20 protein-coding genes are annotated in these 22,103 nt (G+C 54.8%); 15 read left to right on the top strand and 5 right to left on the bottom strand.

Features of this window, described 5'->3' with window-relative positions:
• The first annotated feature begins 150 nt into the window (after window positions 1-150).
• From AB8996_RS10580 to AB8996_RS10535, 10 genes are all read left to right on the top strand, one after another.
• The gene (locus tag AB8996_RS10580; protein WP_369298954.1) at window positions 151-1,212 is read left to right on the top strand and encodes a M42 family peptidase; all 1,062 of its coding nucleotides are present in this window, start codon (window positions 151-153) and stop codon (window positions 1,210-1,212) included.
• A gap of 198 nt (window positions 1,213-1,410) precedes the next feature.
• Window positions 1,411-1,680, top strand: a complete 270-nt coding sequence (locus tag AB8996_RS10575; protein ID WP_369298953.1) for a hypothetical protein — start codon at window positions 1,411-1,413, stop codon at window positions 1,678-1,680.
• 339 nt (window positions 1,681-2,019) lie between these two features.
• Window positions 2,020-2,382: an ArsR/SmtB family transcription factor gene (locus AB8996_RS10570; RefSeq protein WP_369298952.1), complete on the top strand. Its 363-nt coding sequence runs from the start codon at window positions 2,020-2,022 to the stop codon at window positions 2,380-2,382.
• A 233-nt stretch (window positions 2,383-2,615) separates the two neighbouring features.
• Complete coding sequence (locus tag AB8996_RS10565) at window positions 2,616-2,834, top strand: cation transporter (protein ID WP_369298951.1); 219 nt, start codon at window positions 2,616-2,618, stop codon at window positions 2,832-2,834.
• Window positions 2,835-2,913: 79 nt separating this feature from the next.
• Window positions 2,914-4,788: a heavy metal translocating P-type ATPase gene (locus tag AB8996_RS10560; protein WP_369298950.1), complete on the top strand. Its 1,875-nt coding sequence runs from the start codon at window positions 2,914-2,916 to the stop codon at window positions 4,786-4,788.
• Between the two features lie 23 nt (window positions 4,789-4,811).
• Complete coding sequence (locus AB8996_RS10555; RefSeq protein WP_369298949.1) at window positions 4,812-5,540, top strand: ABC transporter ATP-binding protein; 729 nt, start codon at window positions 4,812-4,814, stop codon at window positions 5,538-5,540.
• Window positions 5,537-6,451: a SufD family Fe-S cluster assembly protein gene (locus tag AB8996_RS10550; RefSeq protein ID WP_369298948.1), complete on the top strand. Its 915-nt coding sequence runs from the start codon at window positions 5,537-5,539 to the stop codon at window positions 6,449-6,451. The genes AB8996_RS10555 and AB8996_RS10550 overlap by 4 nt, the downstream gene beginning before the upstream one ends.
• A gap of 211 nt (window positions 6,452-6,662) precedes the next feature.
• Complete coding sequence (locus tag AB8996_RS10545) at window positions 6,663-7,004, top strand: hypothetical protein (RefSeq protein ID WP_369298947.1); 342 nt, start codon at window positions 6,663-6,665, stop codon at window positions 7,002-7,004.
• Between the two features lie 322 nt (window positions 7,005-7,326).
• Window positions 7,327-8,262: a calcium/sodium antiporter gene (locus tag AB8996_RS10540; RefSeq protein WP_369298946.1), complete on the top strand. Its 936-nt coding sequence runs from the start codon at window positions 7,327-7,329 to the stop codon at window positions 8,260-8,262.
• Between the two features lie 37 nt (window positions 8,263-8,299).
• The gene (locus AB8996_RS10535; protein ID WP_369298945.1) at window positions 8,300-9,922 is read left to right on the top strand and encodes a Na/Pi cotransporter family protein; all 1,623 of its coding nucleotides are present in this window, start codon (window positions 8,300-8,302) and stop codon (window positions 9,920-9,922) included.
• 89 nt (window positions 9,923-10,011) lie between these two features.
• Here AB8996_RS10535 and AB8996_RS10530 read toward each other — a convergent pair whose 3' ends face one another.
• From AB8996_RS10530 to AB8996_RS10520, 3 genes are read right to left on the bottom strand one after another with little or no spacing between them, the layout of a single operon-like run.
• Window positions 10,012-10,917, bottom strand: a complete 906-nt coding sequence (locus AB8996_RS10530; protein WP_369298944.1) for an aminoglycoside phosphotransferase family protein — start codon at window positions 10,915-10,917, stop codon at window positions 10,012-10,014.
• 6 nt (window positions 10,918-10,923) lie between these two features.
• Window positions 10,924-11,778 (bottom strand): GNAT family N-acetyltransferase, encoded by an 855-nt coding sequence (locus AB8996_RS10525; protein WP_369298943.1) that lies wholly within the window; start codon window positions 11,776-11,778, stop codon window positions 10,924-10,926.
• Window positions 11,779-11,797: 19 nt separating this feature from the next.
• Window positions 11,798-13,039, bottom strand: coding sequence for a hypothetical protein (locus tag AB8996_RS10520; protein ID WP_369298942.1), 1,242 nt, complete (start codon window positions 13,037-13,039; stop codon window positions 11,798-11,800).
• 218 nt (window positions 13,040-13,257) lie between these two features.
• Between AB8996_RS10520 and AB8996_RS10515 the strand changes: the two genes are divergently transcribed.
• A complete protein-coding gene (locus AB8996_RS10515; protein ID WP_369298941.1) occupies window positions 13,258-13,764 on the top strand; it encodes a helix-turn-helix domain-containing protein in 507 nt (168 codons plus the stop codon).
• Window positions 13,765-13,859: 95 nt separating this feature from the next.
• Here AB8996_RS10515 and AB8996_RS10510 read toward each other — a convergent pair whose 3' ends face one another.
• Window positions 13,860-15,581 (bottom strand): hypothetical protein, encoded by a 1,722-nt coding sequence (locus tag AB8996_RS10510; protein ID WP_369298940.1) that lies wholly within the window; start codon window positions 15,579-15,581, stop codon window positions 13,860-13,862.
• A gap of 341 nt (window positions 15,582-15,922) precedes the next feature.
• Between AB8996_RS10510 and AB8996_RS10505 the strand changes: the two genes are divergently transcribed.
• The 4 genes from AB8996_RS10505 (at window position 15,923) to AB8996_RS10490 (ending at window position 21,153) form a co-directional block, all read left to right on the top strand.
• Window positions 15,923-17,740 (top strand): Na/Pi cotransporter family protein, encoded by a 1,818-nt coding sequence (locus tag AB8996_RS10505; protein ID WP_369298939.1) that lies wholly within the window; start codon window positions 15,923-15,925, stop codon window positions 17,738-17,740.
• 78 nt (window positions 17,741-17,818) lie between these two features.
• Window positions 17,819-18,601 (top strand): PHP domain-containing protein, encoded by a 783-nt coding sequence (locus AB8996_RS10500; protein WP_369298938.1) that lies wholly within the window; start codon window positions 17,819-17,821, stop codon window positions 18,599-18,601.
• Window positions 18,602-18,727: 126 nt separating this feature from the next.
• On the top strand, window positions 18,728-19,612 hold the full coding sequence (locus AB8996_RS10495; protein WP_369298937.1) for a LysR family transcriptional regulator: 885 nt from the start codon (window positions 18,728-18,730) through the stop codon (window positions 19,610-19,612).
• Between the two features lie 170 nt (window positions 19,613-19,782).
• Complete coding sequence (locus tag AB8996_RS10490) at window positions 19,783-21,153, top strand: MATE family efflux transporter (RefSeq protein WP_369298955.1); 1,371 nt, start codon at window positions 19,783-19,785, stop codon at window positions 21,151-21,153.
• A 118-nt stretch (window positions 21,154-21,271) separates the two neighbouring features.
• Here AB8996_RS10490 and AB8996_RS10485 read toward each other — a convergent pair whose 3' ends face one another.
• On the bottom strand, window positions 21,272-21,955 hold the full coding sequence (locus AB8996_RS10485) for a YetF domain-containing protein (protein WP_369298936.1): 684 nt from the start codon (window positions 21,953-21,955) through the stop codon (window positions 21,272-21,274).
• Window positions 21,956-22,103 lie beyond the last annotated feature (148 nt).

Below are 22,103 nucleotides of genomic sequence, written 5' to 3'. Positions count from 1 at the left end.
CTTTTGGACGACAGGCTCGAACTCGCGTTTCAAATAGGAGAAGAATTGCGAAGCAATTCTTCAGGAAGATTTTGCTTGCAAAACCTTTCGGAGAGCGGTTTTTGACAGCTCTGGGAGATTTCAAAAAACATATTTGTGGGAGGAGATCAAATGGATCGGAAATTTTTGAAGGATTTGCTGGAAACTCCCTCTGTCAGCGGGCATGAGGAGAAATTGCAGCAAAAGGCGCTGGAATTTGGCAGACAGTTTGCTCAGCGGCAGCTTACCGACCCGGTGGGCAACGCTATTTCCGTTGTGAACCCTCAGGCGGAATGCAGGGTGCTGCTCTGCGGTCACGCGGACGAGATCGGCTTCGTGGTCACTCATATTGACGGCGAAGGCAGGCTGCATCTGGCAAAGGCGGGCGGCGTGCGCTGCAAGCTGTATCTGGGCAGCCAGGTGCAGATTTGGCACGATGGCAGTATGGTGAGCGGCGTGATCGTCGCCAATTCCGATTTACTGAAAAAGGAATCCATCGACGCTTCCGACCTGCTGGTGGATATCGGCGCGAGCTCCCAGAAGGAAGCCCGGGACGTGGTTTCCGTTGGCGACCCCGTCTGCACGGACACTCAGGTGAAGGAGCTTTTGAACGACTGCTTTACCGCCCGGGCATTGGACGACCGTACCGGCGCTTTCGTGGTGCTGGAGGCTGCCAAGCGTGCCGCCGAAAAGGGCGCGGCTGTAGGGATTTACGCCGCCACCACTGTGGGCGAGGAGACCACCGGGCGCGGCGCGTACTACGCCTCCTCCAAGATCAAGCCCACCTGCGCGCTGGCAGTGGACGTGACCTGGGCGAGCGACGCCCCCGGAGAAGACCCTGCCGCCACAGGAGAAGTCAAGCTGGGCGGCGGACCTGTGCTGTGTATGGGTTCCGGCGTGAACAAGCCCATGAACGCCCTGTTGAAGCAGACGGCGGCAGAGCTGGGCATGGATGTCCAGTGGGAAATCGCCACCGGGCGCACCGGCACGGACGGAGACACCGCCAGCCTGACCTGCGAGGGCGTTCCCATGGCGCTGGTGTCCATTCCCCTGCGGTACATGCATAGCTCTATTGAAGTGGGCAACTGGCGGGACCTGGAGGATTGTATCGAGCTTATCAGCGAATTTCTGGTAAAATTCTCCGCCGAATTTGAGCAGGGTTTTGCCTTTTCCCCCATTCAGGAAGCCCTGTAAACCCGGCTTCCGGAACAAAAAAATCCCCGGCACACTGCACTGCCTCGCTAAAAGCAGACGATACCCCTGATGCAGGAGAGCAGAAGCACTGCGTCAGGGGTACTTATATGGAAAAACGGAAACGAATAAGCATATTCTTCCTTTTTTTGCTAACCTGTGCTATACTGGTTTTGAGGTGAAACATCAGTGATTGCTATTATGGGAGCACCTTGGTTAGGCTGGTGCATTCTGATCATCATGCTGGGAGTAATGGGAAAAAGCTGCATAGATGATTACAGGAAGAGAAAAGCCGGAGTGTCCGGCACAATTCCCTTTTGGGCTTCTCTGCCGGGAATCATTTTGTTTTCCTTTCTGGTCATTCTCCTTGCAAATTTGGGGCTTCCCCGGCAGGTGCTTATCATAGTGGCTGCCGCCTACTGCATTTATGTTTTTTACGCCGCCCAAAGGTCCTCTCAGGAAAAAGAATAAGATCGGGAAAAGGAAAGCCTGCCTATGCTGCTGCATAGGCAGGCTTTCCTTTTCCGAAAACTATTGGCTGAGAGCAGTTTCGAAAAAGAGAAATGCGAGATCGTAGAGGAAAAGCCGCCCTTTGATTTAGCATGGAAGTGTTGTTTGTAAATTGCGCAGAAAGCAAAGGTAAGGCGTTCAAAATGAACGGCAGGGATAATTCCACACATGAGACGCGAAATTGCAAATGCCATGCGAAGAAATTGATTGTGCCCTGCAATTTTTTGGAGCAGGGGGTTGACAAAAGGGAAGTTTTCACATATCATATGAACAGAAGCTCATATGAAAGGATGTTGTAACATGGCAGAAGCAAAAGGCGTTCCTCATTGTGACTATCTCTGCGTCCATCAGGACGTGGTGGAGAAGGTCACCCGGGAAATGCCGGAGGACGAGGTCCTTTTCGATTTGGCAGAGCTGTTTAAGATTTTCGGGGATTCCACCCGGGTAAAGATACTGTTCCTGCTCTTTGAAGCGGAAATGTGCGTGTGCGACATTGCCCAGCTGCTGGGTATGACGCAATCGGCGATCTCCCATCAGCTGCAGGTGCTGAAGAAAAGCAAGCTGGTGAAGTACCGCCGGGAGGGAAAAACCGTCTTTTACGCCCTGGCGGACAGCCATGTAAGGACAATACTTGGTCAGGGTATGGAACATATTACGGAATAAAGAGCTTTACAAAGAACGAAAGGCTGTCCGCCTGCGGACCAAGCCATGTAAGGACAATACTTGGTCAGGGTATGGAACACATTACAGAATAAACCATGTACTGCCAAAACAAAAGGCTGTCCGCCTGCGAACCAGCCCCGTGTGCACCATATTGGGGCAGGGTATGGAACACATCACAGAATAGAACATATTGCGAAGAACGATTGTAATATCTTGAAAAAAAGGAGAAAAATATGAAAAAGAAATTTGCACTGGAAGACCTTGACTGCGCTAACTGCGCCGCCAAGATGGAGGAAGCAATTAAGAAAATCGACGGCGTGCAGGACGCTGCCGTGAGCTTTATGACCCAAAAGCTGACGATAGAAGCGGAGGACGGACATTTTGAGGACGTGATGAAGCAGGTCGTCAAGGTATGCAAAAAGATAGAGCCTGATTGCACCATTGTACTGTGATAGGGAACAGTTGGAAAATTATGTAAAGCAGTTTTACTTTGCAAAGCAGAACTACTTTCTATGAATAAGGGGCGGTCACATGACAAGGAAACAGAAGAAAATGCTCACACGGATCGGGGTCAGCGCGGTGCTGCTGTTGGCGGCTGTGCTGATCCCCTATCACGGCGGCTGGCGGTTTTTGCTGTTTTTCCCCGCCTATTTCGTCATTGGCTGGGACGTGCTGTGGAAGGCGGCAAAAAATATTGCCCATGGGCAGATTTTTGACGAAAATTTTCTGATGGCGCTGGCAACGGTAGGAGCGTTCTGCACCGGCTTTTTCGGCGAAGGGGAATACCCGGAAGCCGTATTTGTCATGCTTTTCTACCAGGTGGGCGAGCTGTTCCAGAGCTATGCCGTGGGAAAATCGCGGAGATCCATTTCCGAGCTGATGGATATTCGCCCGGATTTTGCCAATATCCAGCGGGACGGGCAGCTGGTGCAGGTGGACCCGGAGGAGGTGGCAGTGGGCGACGTTATCGTGATAAAAGCCGGGGAGCGTATTCCTCTGGACGGCGTTGTGCTGGAGGGAGCTTCCGCGGTAAACACCTCCGCCCTGACCGGGGAATCTCTGCCCCGCGAGGTCGCCCCCGGGGACGAGGTGATCAGCGGCTGCGTCAATCAGACCGGGCTGCTGCGGGTGAGGGTGACGAAGCCCTTTGGCGAGTCCACCGTGTCCAAAATTCTGGATCTGGTGGAAAATTCCAGTGCGAAAAAAGCAAGGGCGGAGAATTTCATTACGAAATTTGCCCGATATTATACCCCAGTGGTGGTGATCGGCGCGGTGCTGCTGGCGGTCTTTCCTCCGATTTTCACGGGGGACGGCTGGGCGGTCTGGCTGAACCGGGCGCTCACCTTCCTGGTGGTGTCCTGCCCCTGCGCGCTGGTGGTGTCCGTTCCCCTCAGCTTTTTTGGCGGGATCGGCGGCGCTTCTCGCAGCGGTATTTTGATCAAAGGTGCAAGCTATCTGGAGCTGCTTTCCCAGTCGGAGGTCGTGGTGTTTGACAAAACCGGCACCCTGACCCGGGGCGTGTTCAAGGTCACCGCCATTCACCCCGAGGGCTGCCCGGAACAGGAGCTTCTGGAAACCGCCGCGCTGGCGGAAAGCTATTCCGACCACCCCATTTCCCGCTCCCTGAAGGAAGCCTGTGGAAAAGAAGTGAGCGGTCAGCGGGTGTCCGGGACAGAGGAGCTTTCCGGCAGAGGGGTGCGGGCAGTGGTGGACGGGAAAACCGTCTACGCGGGCAACGACAAGCTCATGGCGGAGATCGGCGTAGTGTGCCGCCCCTGCCGAAAGATCGGCACGGTGGTCCACGTTGCGGTGGAGAAGCGCTACTTGGGGCACATTATCATTTCCGATGAGACAAAGCCCGACGCAAAAGAGACTATCTCCGGGCTGAAGGCACAGGGCGTAAAGAAGACCGTCATGCTTACCGGGGACGCGAAAGAAGTGGGAGAAGCCGTTGCGGCGGAGCTGGGCTTGGACGAGGTATACACCGAACTGCTGCCCGCGGATAAGGTGGAGCAGGTGGAAAAGCTGTTGCAGAAAACCTCGCCCCGTGGTAAACTGCTCTTTGTAGGCGATGGGATCAACGACGCGCCGGTGCTTTCCCGGGCGGATATCGGCATTGCTATGGGTGCTTTAGGCTCCGATGCCGCCATTGAAGCGGCGGATATCGTATTGATGGACGACAAGCCCTCGAAGATCGCCGCCGCCATGGAAATCTCCAAAGGTACCCTGCGTATCGTGCGCCAGAATATCTGGTTCGCGCTGGGCGTCAAGGCGCTGGTGCTGCTTCTCAGCGCTTTTGGGGTTTCCAATATGTGGGAAGCGGTGTTTGCCGATGTGGGCGTACTGATTTTGGCGGTGCTGAATGCTTCCCGCGCGCTCAGACTGGGAAAAAAGCTGGAAAAATAAAGGATCGGGAAAGAGGCGGTTTCATGCTGGAGCTGAAACATATCAGCTGGACTGCGCCCAATGGGGCTCAGATACTGCGGGACGTGAGCCTGACCGTGCCGGACGGCAGACTGGTGGTCATCACAGGACCCAACGGCGGTGGGAAAACCACGCTGGCGAAAATCATCGCGGGTCTGGAGCAGCCGGACAGCGGCGAAATATTGCTAAACGGGGATAATATTACGGGGCTCGATGTGACCGAGCGGGCGCGGCAGGGGATCAGCTTTGCCTTTCAGCAGCCGGTGCGGTTCAAGGGCTTCACGGTGAAAAAGCTTTTGGAGCTGGCGGCAGGGAAACCACTGTCCGAAAAAGAGGTCTGCGATATGCTGAGCCGGGTTGGGCTTTGCGGCAGGGAATATCTGGGCAGAGAGGTGGACGCGTCCCTTTCCGGCGGGGAGATCAAGCGGATCGAGATCGCTACCGTGCTGGCGCGGCACACAAAGCTTTCCATTTTTGACGAGCCGGAAGCCGGGATAGACTTGTGGAGCTTCCAGAACCTTATTCAGGTGTTTGAGGGAATGCGGGGCACTTTCCAGGGCGGTTTGCTGATTATCTCCCATCAGGAGCGAATTTTGCAGATTGCCGATGAGATCGCCATTATTGCCGAGGGCAGCCTGAAGCAGCAGGGCACGGCGGCGGAGCTGCTGCCCAATCTGCTGAAAACCGGGGCGCCCTGTCCCGGCTGTGTGAGAAAGGAGGCGAGCTTCCGATGAACAGTATTACGGAAAAGCTGCTGCAGGCGGTGTCCGACTGGAAAGGCGGTTTCACTGGCGCATACAGTGTCCGAGAAAACGGACAGTGCTCTGAGCGCCGTTCTACCGAGCATATCCTGATCGTGTCAAAAGAGGATAAGCCCGGCATGGATATCCATATCTTACCCGGCACAAAGGGAGAAACGGTGTCCATTCCTGCCTGTGTCACCCATGGGAATATCGACGACCTGGTGTACAATGATTTTTATGTGGGCGAGGGCGCCGACGTGGTAATTATCGCGGGCTGCGGCGTCCATACCGAGCACGGCGAGCCCGCCCGCCACAACGGCATTCACCGCTTCTTCCTGGAAAAGGGCGCGCACGTCCTCTATCAGGAAAAGCACGTGGGGACCGGCGGCGAGGGCGTCCGCTCCATCGACCCTGTGACGGAAGCGGAGCTGCAAAGCGGCGCGGTGCTGGAGATCGACAGCATACAGCTGGGCGGCGTGGACAGGACCTTCCGCAAGACCTCCGCTGTGCTGTTCAATAACGCCAGGCTGCTGATCCGGGAGCGCATTCTCACCGAGGGAGAGCAGGAGGCAAAGACAGAATTTGAGGTGCGCATGGAGGGGGAAAACTCCGCCACGGACCTGATCTCCCGTTCGGTGGCGCGGGGAAATTCCCATCAGGCGTACCGCTCCCGCATCATTGGAAACGCGCCCTGCACCGGGCATTCGGAATGCGACGCCATTCTTGCCGACCACGGCAGGGTGGACGCCGCCCCGGAGCTTTCCGCCAACCACTGTGACGCGGCGCTGATCCACGAAGCGGCTATCGGGAAGATCGCCGGGGAGCAGATATTGAAGCTGCGCACCTTTGGTCTTTCCGAGCAGGAAGCTGAGGAAAAAATCATCGAGGGCTTTTTGGGCTGACGCCTCTTGCAATCGCGATCGGAGTTTGATATAATGACGGCGAGGGAGCCATTTTGAGGAAGGTCTGAATGGAAATGCGGTTTTCCTTTCGCACGGGTTTTTGAAAGAACCTGTGTCTTTTCTGCGAAAAAACGGACCTTTTTCAAAGTAGTGGCTGAATAAAATTGCTGCAGCAGAACGCTGTACGGCAGAATGAGAGAGGGTATTACTTATGAGCCGCTTTGTCACAGATTTCACGGCAAACCGTCCGGACGACCAGATCCGTCAGGTGGTCACCAGCTACTTGACACAGGAGGGCTTTACCTACACCACCTACAAAGGGGAAGAGGTGTGGAAAAAGGGTGTGGGCTTGCTGGCTGCGCCGCAGTTTTTGAAGGTCAATTTCCAGAACAGCCAGGTACATATCGAGGCTTGGATCAAATACGCGCTTCTGCCCGGCGTTTATGTGGGCGAGATGGGGCTGTCCGGCTTTGTTGCCATTGCCGTCAAAAAGCCCTTGAAAGCCAGAGTGGACGCATTGACCGGCATTTTGACCCAGCCGCCCCAGGCGTAAGCCGGAGCGTGACCGGGAAAGGATTTGTTTCACCCCAAAGCCTTCGCAGAAATCTCTGCGGAGGCTTTTTGCACAGGGAAAGCGCGGAGTGGACCGCCGGTTTGAAATTTTTTCAAAACGGCAGGTTGACAAATCTGTCAGGAGCAGGTATACTTTCCCATACAAAGGGAGTAGCTTGCATGGGAAGTTCCATGTTTACTTTGCCGTCAGTACGATCCCAGTGATCCGGCGTTGTAATGAAATTGCGAGACTTTGCTGCTGTGATTCAGCGGCAGAGCCTCTATTTTTATGCTTTGCCGGGATTTTTGGGAGGTCGATCCTTATGGAATTTTTCGTGTGTGTTCTTCTTTTGGCAGGCGGGATCGCCCTGCTGGTAAAGGGCGCTGGCCTGTTTGTCGGCGGGGCTTCCGACCTTGCGGCAAGGCTGGGGATACCGCCGTTGGTAATAGGTCTTACAGTGGTTGCGATGGGCACGAGTATCCCGGAAGCCGCTGTCAGCATTTCCGCCGTGATCAAGGGGAATGCGGAAATCACCATCGGCAATGTTGTGGGCAGCAACATACTGAATATCCTGATCATTCTTGGAATTTCCGCGGTGATCGCTCCGCTTTCCGTCAAAACGGGCACCATAAAGCATGAGCTGCCGTTTCTTGGGGGAATCAGCATTCTGCTGCTCCTGCAGGGGCTTGACGGGACCATTGGTTTTGCGGACGGTATCTTTCAGCTCCTTCTTTTCGGGCTGTACCTTGCTTATTTGTTTTTTTCCGCAAAAAAGGGAAACGGTGACAGCGGGGAAACAACAGCGCCCCGTTCCGAAAAAAGGCTGTGGAAAATTATTTTCCTGTGCATTTTTGGATTGACACTTACCGTCGCGGGAAGTAATATATCGGTGGACGCAGCCTGCGGGATCGCGGAAAGGCTTGGAATGAGCCAGCGGTTCATCGGGCTGACCATTGTGGCGCTGGGCACGTCGCTTCCTGAGCTTGTGACGTCCGTTATGGCAGCGAAAAAGGGAAAATCGGATATTGCGATAGGAAATATCGTGGGCAGCAACATTTTTAACATTTTGTTTGTGGTGGGGGCTTCCGCCCTGATACGCCCTGTAACATTTGCGGAGGGCTTTTGTTTTGACACTGCGGTATCGGCAGTGGCAGCGCTGCTCCTGATCCTGTTCTCCCTGAAGGATAAGAAGCTTGGGCGCTGGCGGGGCACCGCCATGCTGGCAGGGTATGCCCTGTATTTTATCGCGATCCTTTAGCGTTCAGCCAGATGATCTCAACAGGAGGGGAAGAAAAATGAATGGGAACGAGCTGGTACTGTTTCTCGTCAGGGTGTTTGCGGGGACAGGCGTGTTTTTGGTGGGCGTGCATCTTCTCACGGCAAATATCGAACAGCTTGCCACGGGAAAAATCAAGAGCATTTTCGGCAGGACCGCTGAGAAAAGGCTGACGAACGCCGCCATAGGCACTGCCGCCACCGCGCTGATCCAAAGCTCAGGGGTCACCACCGTGCTGATAGTCGGCTTTGTGAATGTCGGCATCGTCAACCTTTATCAGGCAACGGCAATGATTATGGGCGCGAATATCGGAACGACAGTGACGGCGCAGATCGCCGCCCTCAGTGCTTTTCCCATAACCACTTATATTCAGGCGTGCGTATTCGTGGGGATACTGATCAGTATGCTGTGTAAAAGCGAAAGCCTGAAAAAAGCCGGTTTGATCCTGTCCGGCTTTGGGCTTATCTTTATCGGTCTTTCCATGATGTCGGACGCGATGAAGGCAAACAGCGAAGCGATACAGGGAATATTTGAGACTGTCAAAAATCCTTTCCTGCTCTTTCTCACAGGGATTTTCCTGACGGCTTTGGTGCAGTCCAGCTCCGCCACCACCTCCATCATAATTGCCATGTCGGTAGCGGGACTGACGGTAGGAACAGGCGGGAACGAGGTGTTGTATATCATTCTCGGAACGAACATCGGCTCCTGTGTCACGGCGCTGATGTCTTCGCTGACCGCGGGAACGAACGCGAAGCGGACAAGCCTGATCCACCTGCTGTTCAACGCCTTTGGCTCTGCGATATTCTTTGTCCTGCTGCTGCTCAGACCTGACTTTATGGACCTGACCCTGAAAAAATGGTTCAGCTCCCCTGCCACGCAGATCGCCATGTTTCACACATTCTTCAACGTGACCTGCACCGTGCTTTTCCTCCCGTTCTGCGGCGCATTTGTAAAAATATCAAAAGCTCTCATCCGGGAAAAAGCGTCCGAAAAGAAGACCACATATCTGGACGACCGAATGCTGTCGTCTCCCTCCCTTGCCATTCACCAGCTGGAAAACGAATCGCTCCTTTTGGCGGACACGGCAATGGAAGCTTTTCGGACGGCGTATCGGTCCTTTGATACAAAGGACCGGCAGTTGATCGACGCGGCGCAGCGGGAAATTGAAGCGGCTGATGAAACGTATCACTCTATTTTGAGCTACCTTGTCCGCCTTTCGGCGCAAAGCGGGCAGCTTTCCGATGAAAAGAGCATTTCCAATATTCACAGCAATGTCAGCGATATGATGAGGATCGCGGAGATAGCCGATAATTTCACGAAATATGCCAACAGCTCCATCAAGCATGATTTTGATTTTTCCGAAACCGTTCGGAAGGATATCGGCGATATGGTCCATGTTGTGGAGGAGCTTTACGACCTGACAAAGCGGATCGTTTCGGAAAAAAGCGTGTCGCTGCTGCCGGAAGCGGACGCGCTGGAGGACAGGATCGACGCGTTCCGCAAGAGGCTGATAGACGAGCACATAGAACGCCTGAACGCAGGCGTTTGCAAGCCTGAGAGCAGCGGGGTCTTTATCAATCTTGTGTCCAATATTGAAAGGCTCGGCGACCATTTGACCTATATCGTCCACACGGTGGAATGAAAGCCGGGGAATAACAAAGAAGACGCACCCACTGAAAATGGGCTGCGTCTTCTTTGTTTGAAGGCTTTCTCCAGTTTCCGGGCGGATTTCTATTCCCGCAGCTTTCGCTCCAAAAATTCCTTTACTGCGGCAAGGCCGGGGAAAATGGGGAGGTGTTCCCGCCGGGCTGCCGTCAGCAGCAGGTTGGCGCCGAAATCGTGCAGGCAGACCGCGTCCAATACCTGTTCGAGAAATTCTTCCTGCCCCTCTCCGGCAAATTCCCGCAGCAGAACGCTTTCACAGCGGAACAGCTCAAAGACGATGGGGGCAAGCTCGTACCATGCCGGGGCAAGGCAGGCGTCGGCGCAGTCGATGACGGTAAGCGTCCCCTGGGACGTGACCAGCAGGTTTTCCCCGGTCAGGTCCCCGTGGACCAGCACCCTTTGGGACAGATCGCAGTGCAGCGCCCTCTGCCGCATTTCCTGCTGAAGCGTCTCCGGCAGCGCCGCGAGACGGGAATTGCACACCGCCCGCTTTTTCAGGTCGACGGCGGGGAGAAGGTCGTCTGCCGGGCAATTTAGTTTACATAATACTTTTTGCAGTTCCCCGGCAAAGTGCACCTTCTGCTCTGCGGAAGCAGCTTCCAGCCAGCCGCCGGCTTCCTGCCCCTGGGAAAATTCCGTGAGAATGTAGTAGAACAGGTATTTGTCCTGAAGCTTTCCCTGTGCCAGCAGCCGGGGCGTGGGGATACCGCGGGCTGTCAGCCAGCCGCAGACGGCGGCTTCATTTTGAAAATCCGGCGTGGGGTCCAGCCCGCTTTCCCTGGGAAAGAAGACCTTTGCCACCGTGTTTCCAACCCGGAACACGGCGTTGGTGCCGGGGGTCAGGTTCTGCAGGGGAGCAAAGGGCAGCTTTTCCCGCCGGTAAATTTCCTCCACCAGCGGGGAAAAGGCTTCTTTCGACTGGTAGACCCGTCCCCAGTCCTGCCAGTTGTTGATAGTTTCCTGAAACAGCATAAGGGATCACTCCTGCGCCAATCGGAAATCATAGCTGTCCACCACAGCGCGGAAGCCAAGCTTTTGATAGACCCGATTGGAAATGGGGTTTGCTTTGTTTACAAACAGTGAGATAAACTGCGCGCCGCGCTCCATCTGCTCCCTGCACAGCGCCGCCACCGTGTTCTGGCAGTATTTGCAGCCCCGGTGCTCCGGCGGGGTGTAGACCCAGCTGACGCCGCAGCCGTGGGGCAACTGCCGGGCATGGGCGGTGGAAGCCATGGAGAGCAGGGTACCGTCTTTGCCCTCCAGCACGTAAAGCCCCTGCTCCGCGATCATATCGGAAAATTCCTGCCGCAGCGCTTCCCGAGCCGGTTCTTCCCGCAGGACTTCTTTGGTAAACGCGCACGCCCAACCCGTGACGGTTTCCAGATCGCCGGGGACAGCCTTGCGGACAGTTCCCGATACGACAGGAGGTTCGGTCAGCTCGGTGAGCATCATGATGTCCATAGCGGTGTGGAGGGTGAACCGCCCGCCATAGGCAAAGGTAAAGGCGCCGCACAGCTCCCGGCTTCCCATCACGCCGTGCAGGGGAATCTTTTCAGCCTGCAGCCGCTCCGCCAGCAGCACGGCGGCGGAAAGGGCGGCAGGGTCGCCGGGGACGGAATTTAAGCACAGGCACCAGGGTAAGGTGTTGCCGAACAGCAGCACGCCCTGCCCGTTTTCCTCACATCTGCCAAACAACAGATCGGGGCGGCAGGGCTCGTCTTTGTGGGCGGAAGCGTTGCCGAAATTCAACTGGGCGTGTACTTCAAAATCCCGCAGGAATCCCGCGTTCTCCTCTAAAAATTCTCCGGGTGTTTGATAAAATTTTATTTCCATGATAGCTCCCTCCTTGCTTTTATTTTCTATGACGGCTGCATTCTTCCCGGATCAGCTCCACGTACCGCCGCACCTTTTCGCAGCTGTTATGGATCTGGTATACGTCCCGCTGGACGATCTCCAATGTGCAGCCCTCCGCCGCCTGTACCGTTTTGCGGAAATGGGCGCGGACGGCGTCCTCGTCCAGAGCGCTGGTGACGCCGATCAGGGTGGGGTCCGGCTTGCGCAGGTAGGTGATCTCCTTTCCCCGCAGGCGCTGTCCCATAAATTCCTCGTCGCACCAGGGGGAGATGGAAACCTTTCCCAAATGCTCCACCGTGCTGAGATAGTCGTCCCAAATGGCGTGGACAGCCTCACAGCAGCCATAGGAGACCCGCCCGTAGCAGTCCATCACCTTTTTATAGTAGGGGAAGATAAATTCCCCGTACATGGCAGGGGACAGCCCCGCGCTTTCCTGGCAGTCCATGTAGCCCCATACGTCTGTGGTGCGGTAAAAGCCCTGGCGGTCTGGCAGCTTGTCGGTAAAACAGTAAGAGCCCTGCGCCACCCGCTCGCTGCCGGTGGTGGACAGCAGCCTGCCGTCCTGTTCCTCCGCCCGGAACCGGGCAACATAATCGTCCGTCAGCCGCTCCATCATCTTGTGGAACAGGTCGGGGTAGTCGTACATGGCGAAAAACATATTTTCCATGCTCATCAGGTGGACGATATCCTGTACCGGGCAGGCGTACAAAGAATGCCCGGTAAGCCTGGCGGGCAGAATATTCCCGAACAGCTCGTTGTATTCCGCCATTTGCCGGTCGGTTTCCTCTTTTGGGAGCAGGACGGTCTCAGAGGGCTGCAGCTTGTGGAAATCCTCCTCCAGATCGGTGAGCTGCTCCACAAAGTGGTGCCCCAGGCTGTCGCCGCTTTCGGCGTGCTCGATCCGCACCGGCAGCCCAAAGGGCGTCATGCTGCTGCCGTAGGAAAAGGGCATATAGTCCAGCACGATGGTGTCGTCATGAAAGAGGGTGTGGTTGACGATGTTCAGCAGGAACCGCTCCTCCCATTTGCGGGCTTCTTCACCGGAGCATTCCAGCAGCGGGGGAAGGATATCCTGCCGGAAGGTCCACAGCTCCATGGTGACCATGGGGCGGCTGTCCGGGTCAAAGCGGCCGTGGCGCTCCCAGTCTTTTATGAGCTGCCGCATTTTTTCACTGTGGGCGATCTCCGCCTGCTGATGGGCTAAAAAGTCCAGACGATGCTTGTCTGCATTAGAAAACATAGCCTGCTCCCCCTTTTTCACAATTTATCATATTCTAATGGTTTTTTCCGTCTTTTTCAATAGGACGGAACATTTTCGCAGAACGAAAATGGAAAAAATGCAGTCCCGCAACGCGAGAATCATTCCCGCTTTGCGGGAACGGAGAAAATCCCGCTCTGTGTCGTTGCTTTTTTGCTGCAAACGCGATAAGCTGAGAGAGTCAGGAGGTGATGAAAACCGTGAATCAGGAAAAGATCGGCGGGTTCCTGCGGGAGCTTCGCCGGGAGAGGGACATGACCCAGGGAGAGCTTGCGGAAATTCTGGGAGTGACCAACCGCAGCGTGTCCCGCTGGGAGAACGGAAACAATCTGCCGGACCTGGACCTGCTGGTGCAGGTGGCGGAATATTTTGACGTGGGTCTGGAAGAAATCTTAAATGGAGAAAGGAAAGTGGACGAAATGGACAAAAAGACAAAGGAGACCGTATTGCAGGTGGCGGATTACAGCAATCAGGAAAAGCAGCGCATGGTCCGGCGGGTGCGCTGGCTGATGCTGGTGGGGCTTGCCGCCTTCGCCGTGTATTTTGTCATCGACTTCTGCGAGGTGGGAATGCAGTCCCCCTATTTTGAGATTTCCAATGTTGCCCTGGGAATGGTTCTGGGGGCGCTGCTCTGCGGCGTGCTCTTTACCACCCGCTATGGGGAAAAGCTGCGGGCTGCCAAAAAGCGGCTGCTGAGCCGGAAATAAGACGGAAATAAGAAAGAAAAAGCCCCCGCCCCTGAGCTGAAAAAGCTCAGGGGCGGGATTTTTTACTGCATTTTCATTTATAAAGCAAAACTGCTTTACGCGATTTCAAAGGAAAGCACCGTGTTTACGCCGGTCTCCTCCTCCACGGCGGTCAGGCGCACCCGGTCGCCGGGCTCTACCAGCACCACGGTTTCAAAGGCGGAGCAATCCACCTTATAGATATCCTTCTTCGTTGTGACCAGATAGGCGTAGGAGTTGCCCTCCTGCACCAGGTATTTGATATCCTTTACTGTGACGGTCACGGCGTCGGAATCGCTTACCGCGGCGGACGTGCCGGAGATCATGCCGTTTTCAATGAGGGCGTTTTTGTACTTTGCCATGACCTCCCGCTGGGTCTCGGCGGTGACCACGATATTGTAGCGCTCCACATGGATCAAGGCGTACCGCTTGACAAGGCTGCCTTTATCCTTTAATACCATGATATAGGTGGGCTGCCCCTCCACGTTGATGACCGAGGGGAAGGAGGCGGTGTAGCCCAGGTTCTGCACCTCGCCCTCCGCCGAGCGCATGACGGAGTATTCCTCCGCGCCGGGAATGGGGTAATAGCGGATCTCCGCCGTCCGGGAATTCATCAGCACAAAGCCGATGTTGGACTGGTCGGAGGCGACGCTTGTCACGCCGGTGAACACCCATACGTCGTCGTCGAACATCTTGTAGCCGAAATCATCGGTGACCCGCTTGCAGTCCTTTTTGGCGAACAGGGAGTTGAAATATCCCCCGGAAAGCTCGCCGTACCAGTCGTACCGCTGGGCAAGCATATCGCCGTCGTACACGATATCCACCCAGGCGGGGATATCCGCCACATCGTAATACTGGGTCTCGCCGGTGCAGGCGTTCAGAATGACAGCGCCCTTTACGTCTGTGCCGCCGAAGAGGAAAATGTCCTTTTTCAGCACGGCGGTGACGTAATAGGGGGTGCCGTCCTCGCCGATCTCAAAATAGGAATTGCCGAATATGGCGGTGCGGTAGGAGAAGCGCAGATGGCGGTACAGGTTTTTGCCGAACCGCGCGGAAGCCGTGTACCGCATGGGCTGGGGCAGCTTTACATATTCGCTGGTGTTCTTTACCGGGTCCACGGCGATGTAACCGGGGATACCGCTTTCACGGTTGCTCCACCAGCGGAAGAAGTCGGCGTATTCCAGCGGCGTGACCTTCATGGGTCTACCGTTCAGGTTGATCTGGGTGTACTGGGGGTTGATCTCAAACTGGCTGACCAGCTCGCTCAGAGAGCCCAGCGCCCTTGCGCCGATGATCTCTGCGCTGTTTGAGTCCATCAGGGCGATATCGGAAATGGTCTCGGAAGCGGGGGTATCGGCGATGAAGTCCCGGCTTTCGATCTCCCCCGCAATGCCCGCGTAGCTTTTGGCGTGGAACACCGTGGAGGAAGCCAGGGAGCAAAGCAGGCCCGCCGCCGCGATGACGATGGCGGCGATCAGGAAGTATTTCCCCAGTGTCCGTTTGGGTCCCGTGTGACGGACGGCAAAGCCGCCGTTGTGGGAGCCGAACACCATTTTGGCAGGATCGTCGGTGGGCACGATGCGCAGCCCGGCATTGAAGATAAGCTCCAAAATGCCGAACAGGGCAAGGACGGCGCAGACAGTGAACCACGTCTCGCCGGACTGAATATTGTAGGCGGGCAGCTGGGTGTAATCGTATACCACGAAAGCGATCACTGTCAGCAGCACTGCCCAGAGGTGCCCCTTCCAGCCTTTTTTACCTGTCTTTTGCTTTGTTTCTTTCTTTTCCTTTTGTTCCATACTGTTACCTCTTCTATCATTCTTTCTCCGAGATAAGAAAGAATGTACACCAGTTCCCGGAAAAAAGCAAGGGATTCCCGGATACCGAAAGAGATTTGTCAGAAATCCGGGCGGCGGCGCAGGACAGCGGGACGCTTTTCCACATATTTTTACTGTTACTTTTTTCGGACTTCAAAAAAAGTTCACATTTTTCGCAGAAAAAATTCTGCTTTTTTGCAAATACGTGTTGAACTTTACCCTTCTCCTATGCTAATATAAATTTATTCAGGTAAAAAAGAAAAATTGCAGGGAAATCAAAAACGGGCGCGAAAAGGGAAGCGCTTTCTAGGGAGACAGATCGCATGGATATTTTTTCCATTTTTACGCTGCTGGGCGGCTTGGCATTTTTTCTGTACGGCATGAACGTAATGTCCTCCGGGCTGGAGAAGATGGTGGGAGGCAAGCTGGAGCACGTGCTGAAATCCATGACCTCCAACAAGCTGAAAAGCCTGGCGCTGGGCGCGGTGATCACCATTGCCATCCAGTCCTCCTCCGCCATGACGGTCATGCTGGTGGGTCTGGTCAACTCCGGCATTATGGAGCTGAGCCAGACCGTGGGCGTCATCATGGGTTCCAGCATCGGCACGACGCTGACGGCATGGATATTGAGCGCCGCCGGCATTCAAAGCGAAAGCTTTTTCCTGCGCATGCTGAAGCCGGAATCCTTTTCCCCGCTGGTGGCGCTGATCGGCATTTTCCTTGTGATGGCGCACAAGGAGGGTAAAAAGCGGGATATCGGTACGATCCTGCTGGGCTTCTCTGTTTTGATGACGGGTATGACCTTTATGAGCAGCTCCGTCAGCCCGCTGGCGGATATGCCTTTCTTCCAGGACGTCCTGGTCATGTTCAACAACCCCCTGATGGGCGTTTTGCTGGGTACGGTGGTCACGGGGATTATTCAAAGCTCGGCGGCTTCCGTCGGCATTCTGCAGTCCCTGTCCATGACCGGCAGCATCACCTTCGGCATGGCGATCCCCATTATCACGGGTCTCAACATCGGCACCTGCATCACAGGGCTGTTGTCCAGTATCGGCGCCAATAAGAACGCCAAGCGCGTGGTGGCGGTGAGCATTTATTTCAAGGTGCTGGGTACGGCGATCTGCCTGTCCGCATTTTATCTTCTGAACGCCGTTTTCCATTTCGATTTTGTAGACGCCCCCATCGGCGCTTTGGAGATCGCTGTGGTACATACTCTGTTCAATGTCATCAATACCCTGATCCTGCTGCCCTTTTCCAAGCAGCTGGAAAAGCTGGCGAAGCTCACCATACGGGACAAGAATACCAAGGAGGAGCTTTTGGACGAGCGCCTGCTCATGTCTCCCGCCTTTGCCATTGTGGAATGCCGGAACCTGACGGTGCGCATGGCGAAAATGGCGCGGGATTCCATGCTGGCAGCCATTGGCCTGCTGGACGCTTACGATTCCAAGATCGCGGATTCCGTCACCGAGATGGAAAACGAAATGGACCTCTATGAGGACAAGCTGGGCACTTATCTGGTGAAGCTCAGCAGCAAGAACCTGTCCCGCTCCGACAGCAACCAGGCGGCGGAGCTGCTGCATACCATCGGGGATTTTGAACGGATCGGCGACCATGCCGTGAACATTCTCCGGGCGGCAAAGGAAATGGACGACAAGGAGCTGCATTTTTCGGAAACCGCCCAGCAGGAGCTGGTGGTCATCACCCGGGCGATCGTGGATATCCTGGATTTGACGGTGGAAGCCTTTGAAAAGCAGGACACCGTGCTGGCAGGAAAGGTAGAACCGCTGGAGCAGGTCATCGACGATCTGAAGCTGGATCTGAAGAACCGCCATATCCGGCGTTTGCAGGACGGGCGCTGTACCATCGAGCTGGGCTTTGTCCTTTCCGACCTGCTGACAAATTACGAACGCGTTTCCGACCACTGCTCCAATATCGCGGTGGCGGTCATTCAGATCAAGGATTCCGTTCTGGACACCCATGGCTATCTGAATGAGGTGAAGACCGGCGGCGGAGCGGAATTTACACAGGCATTTGAGGCTTATCAGGAAAAATACCGGCTGCCCGAGCCTGCGGCAGCGCCGGATAAGCCGGAGCAGATGGAGGGACAGACGACCCTTGCTGCGGCTGTGGACGCTCAGTAAATAGGAATCAGTCCGCCGGCAGGTTTCCTGTCGGCGGTTTCGCTATTCGAGATTTCGTTGATTATATGGAGGGTAAAAATGATTGATGGTCATATTCATATTGAGCGTGGGGATTACTCGTTAGAATGGATCGAACAATTCGTAAACAGGGCAGTTGAAATGAAGCTGGATGAAATTCGATTACTGGAACACTGCTATATATTTGAAGAGTTTACGTCTATGTATGATTCAGTATGTGCATACAGTAAATACGTGGACGATTGGTTTCGAAGAAGTGCAGGAAAGCATAAGATGTCGGAATATTGTGAACTTATTAAGAAAGTAAGAAATCAAAAATATCCTGTTAAGATAAAATTTGGGCTTGAAATATGTTACTTCAAAGAGCATGAGACATTTATTGGAGACATGACGAAAGATGAAGGGTTTGATTTTTTGTTAGGCAGCATTCACTTTGTTGATAGATTCGCCTTCGACCATAAGCCGGAACACTGGATCGGAATTGATGTAGATACGATATATCGCAGGTATTTTGAAGACTCTATTTCACTGGCAAAAAGTAAACTATTTGATGGTATTGGTCATCCGGATGCAATAAAGCTATTTGGACATAGACCGTCCTTTTCACTCTTGGGTTACTATGAAAGTTTAGCAGAAGAGCTTTCCAATAGTAATATGTATGCAGATCAGAATAGTGGCGTGGCTCGAAGATGTTCAGGGACTTCTTCTTTGGGAATGGATAAAAAATTACTCCATGTTTTGAAGAAGAAAAATGTAAAAATCATTACATCATCCGATGCTCATTGTCCTGAAGATGTAGGTGACAAAATTCGAGAGCTGGAAATCTGCGTTGCAAATGCTTAGGAAAACAGATATTTTCCTATTTTACAAAATCGGTAAATTCCGCATAATAAAGCATAGGAAATACCACAAAAATGCTATTCAAATACCTAAGGATACAGAAACGGAAAATACGGGGAGGAACTTCTGATGGAGCTTCGGGTTTTGCGCTATTTCCTTGCCGTGGTGCGGGAGGAAAGCGTCACGCGGGCGGCGGAGGCGCTGCATATCACGCAGCCCACCCTGTCCCGGCAGCTCGCCCAACTGGAGGAGGAGCTGGGAGTTACTCTGTTCCTTCGGGGCAAGCGGAAGATCGGTCTGACAGAAGCGGGAATACTGCTGCGCAGGAGGGCGGAGGAGCTGATAGAGCTGGCGGACAAAACCGAACAGGAGCTTTCCGCCCCTGGGGAGCTCAGCGGCACCATTTATATCGGCAGCGCCGAAACGGTTGCGGCAGAGATATTTCCAAAGCTGCTGGGGGAATTCCACCAGGCATACCCCTCGGTGCAGTACGACCTGCTTTCCGGCAATGCCGACCAGATGAAGGAGCGGCTGGAGCTGGGCCTGATGGACATTGCCCTGCTGCTTGAGCCGGTGGACCTGGAGCAGTATGAATTTCTCCGGCTGCCGGACAAGGACCGCTGGGGCGTGCTGCTGCCCGCGCAGGACCCGCTGGCAGGGCAGGAGAGCGTTTCCCTTGCCGACCTGGGGGACACGCCCCTGTTTATCAGCCGCCGGGATTCCGTGCAGGGCGAGCTTTCCGGCTGGTTCGGCAAGGATTTTGAACAGTGCAACGTGATGGTCACCCACAATCTGATCCGCAATTCCGCCCGGCTGGTGGAGCATGGGCTGGGATATGCGGTCACCATCGAGGGCGCTGTGGATATCTATGACCGCAGCCAGGTGCGCTTTTGCCCCTTTACACCGGAGCTGCCCGTGCAGGCGGTTCTGGTCTGGAAAAAGCAGCGGGCTGTGTCCCCGGCAGTAAGGGCTTTTTTGGAGATGGCGCGGAAGCTGGTTCGCCCGGAGAAATGAGCAGCGCAGCCATGTTATCTCACCATGCTTTTTGGGCATGATACTTTATAAAAATTAAGTATTAGACATTGTTCTGGAATTGGAGTATGATAGTAGCGCAGGCAGGAAAGGCCCTGTCGGCGCTATTTTTCCGTAATGGGGTGAGGGGCATGAAGGCAGACCGTTTGGCAATGGTACTGGAGCCGAAAATGCAGATTTCAGAGGAACGCAGGATTTTTTCCAACAGAGATTTGAAGGAGCTGATCCTGCCGCTGTTCATCGAGCAGCTCCTGGCAATGCTGGTAGGCATCGCCGATACGCTGATGGTGAGCTACGCGGGGGAAGCGGCGGTATCCGGCGTTTCCCTGGTGAATATGTTCAACACTATCTTTATTTACCTGTTCACCGCTTTGGCGGCAGGGGGCGCCGTGGTGGTCAGCCAGTATATCGGCAGCGGGGACAAAAAGAACAGCAATCTGGCGGCAAGCCAGCTGTATACCTTTTCCTTCCTGTTTTCTATCGTATCCATGGTGCTGGTGCTGCTGGGGAACCGCTGGCTTTTGCACCTGCTGTTCGGCAGCACGGAGGCAGACGTTATGGCGGCGTCCGTGGTCTACCTGCGCATTTCCGCCTATTCCTATCCGGCGCTGGCGCTGTATAACGCCGGGGCGGCGCTGTACCGCAGCATGAGCAGGACCCAGACCACCATGAAGGTTTCTCTGGGCATGAACGCCATCAATGTGGCAGGCAATGCCATCGGCATTTTCGTGCTTCATGCCGGGGTCGCCGGTGTGGCGTGGCCCTCCACGATCTCCCGGATCTTTGCCGCCGTAGTCATGACTGCCCTGTGCTTTTCCCGGAAAAATCAGGTGTTTATCACATGGAAGCAGGTTTTTGCGTGGAACGGCAGTATGGTGAAGCGCCTGCTGGGCGTTGCCGTGCCCAATGGCATCGAAAACGGCTTGTTCCAGCTTGCCAAGGTGGCTTTGAGCAGCATTATCGCGCTGTTTGGGACCAGTCAGATCGCGGCTAACGGCGTGGCGCAGAGCATTTGGTCCCTGGCGGCGCTGGTGGGAGCGGCGCTGGGACCCGCCTTTATCACAGTGGTAGGGCAGTGCATGGGTGCGGGCGACGTGGAGGCGGCGGATTATTACATGAAAAAGCTGTTCCGGCTGACCATGGTGATCTCCGTCGTCTGGAATTTCCTGATCCTGGCTGTGACGCCCCTGGTCCTGCTGTGCTATGACCTGTCGCCGGAAACGAAAGAGCTGGTGTTCCTCCTTGTGGTGATCCACAACCTGTTCAACGCCTTTGTGTTCCCGGTGGGCGGTCCCTTTGTCAACGGCTTGCGGGCGGCGGGGGACGTGAAGTACACCATGTACTGCTCCCTGTTTGCCACCATCGTTTGCAGGGTAGCTCTCTCCGTGGTGTTCGGGATATGGCTGAACATGGGCGTGATCGGCGTTGCCCTTGCCATGGCGTGCGACTGGTGCATCAAGGCGGTCCTTTTGGGGCTCCGCTACCGCAGCGGGAAGTGGAAAAGTTTCCAGCTCCTTGCCTGAAAAGCAGATACTTCCCGCCCGGCAGGGCGTGCCGGATAGACGGTATAAAAAGACGCGGCATTCTGTGCCGCGTCTTTTTATACCGTTTGCCGGGCTTCAAAAGCCGCCCTCCGGCGTTTCATTGCTTTCCCGGTTTGGAGAAGCAGGTGAGGGCGCCGTTTTTATCCAGGGTGGCAAGGAAAACCTCCCTGAAATCGTGAAAGCCCTGCTGCTTCAGCTGCTCCTTTAACCAAACCGCGTCCTTGCCGGCAAGCTGAAGCTCCCGCTCCATCACGTTGCCGTCTACGATCACGTTCCACAGCAGCTCTTCCGGCTGTACGGGCAGCTTCATGTCGTTGGGGTTCGCCGGGCGGTACTGGGCTTTCGGCAGAAAGCTGACATTGCCGTTCTGCTCGAAAACGGCGGTCTGCACCTGGCTCAAATCGAAAAAGCCTGCCAGCCGCGCCATGGTCAGGAATTCGTTGATATCCAGCCGGGACTTTTTCAGCTTTTTCCGATCCAGGACCCCGTTTTGCAAAAGGATAATGGGCTTGCCGCCCAAAAAGCCCCGCATTCGGTTGGACTTGGAGGAACAGAAGGAGATCAGTATGGCGATCAATCCGTACAGCACCATGGCTTCCACCGGTCTGGCGGGAGCTTCCAGCTCTGTGGCAAGCTCCGCCGCGATGGAGCCGATGGTGATACCTGTGATGTAGTCAAACATCGTCAGTTGGGAAATCTGTTTGTTGCCCATGAGCTTTGTCAGCAGGAACAAAATCACCAGGGACAGCAGGGTCGTGCCCAATATTTGCAAAAATTCCATGGGGATCCTCCTTTTTTTCCTAGTTTTTTCCGCCGCCGCCGTTTTATTCTTTCGTTTTTTGCGGACTGGAAAATCCTAAAAGAAAAGAGTATAATATATAGAAAATCTCGGTCGGGTTGGTGATTTGTGCCCAGTACCTGGAGGGTTC

Origin of the sequence: uncultured Neglectibacter sp. (assembly GCA_937958185.1) — a bacterium.
GTDB lineage: Bacteria > Bacillota > Clostridia > Oscillospirales > Acutalibacteraceae > Acutalibacter.
This window is presented reverse-complemented; position numbering and strand designations above follow the sequence as displayed.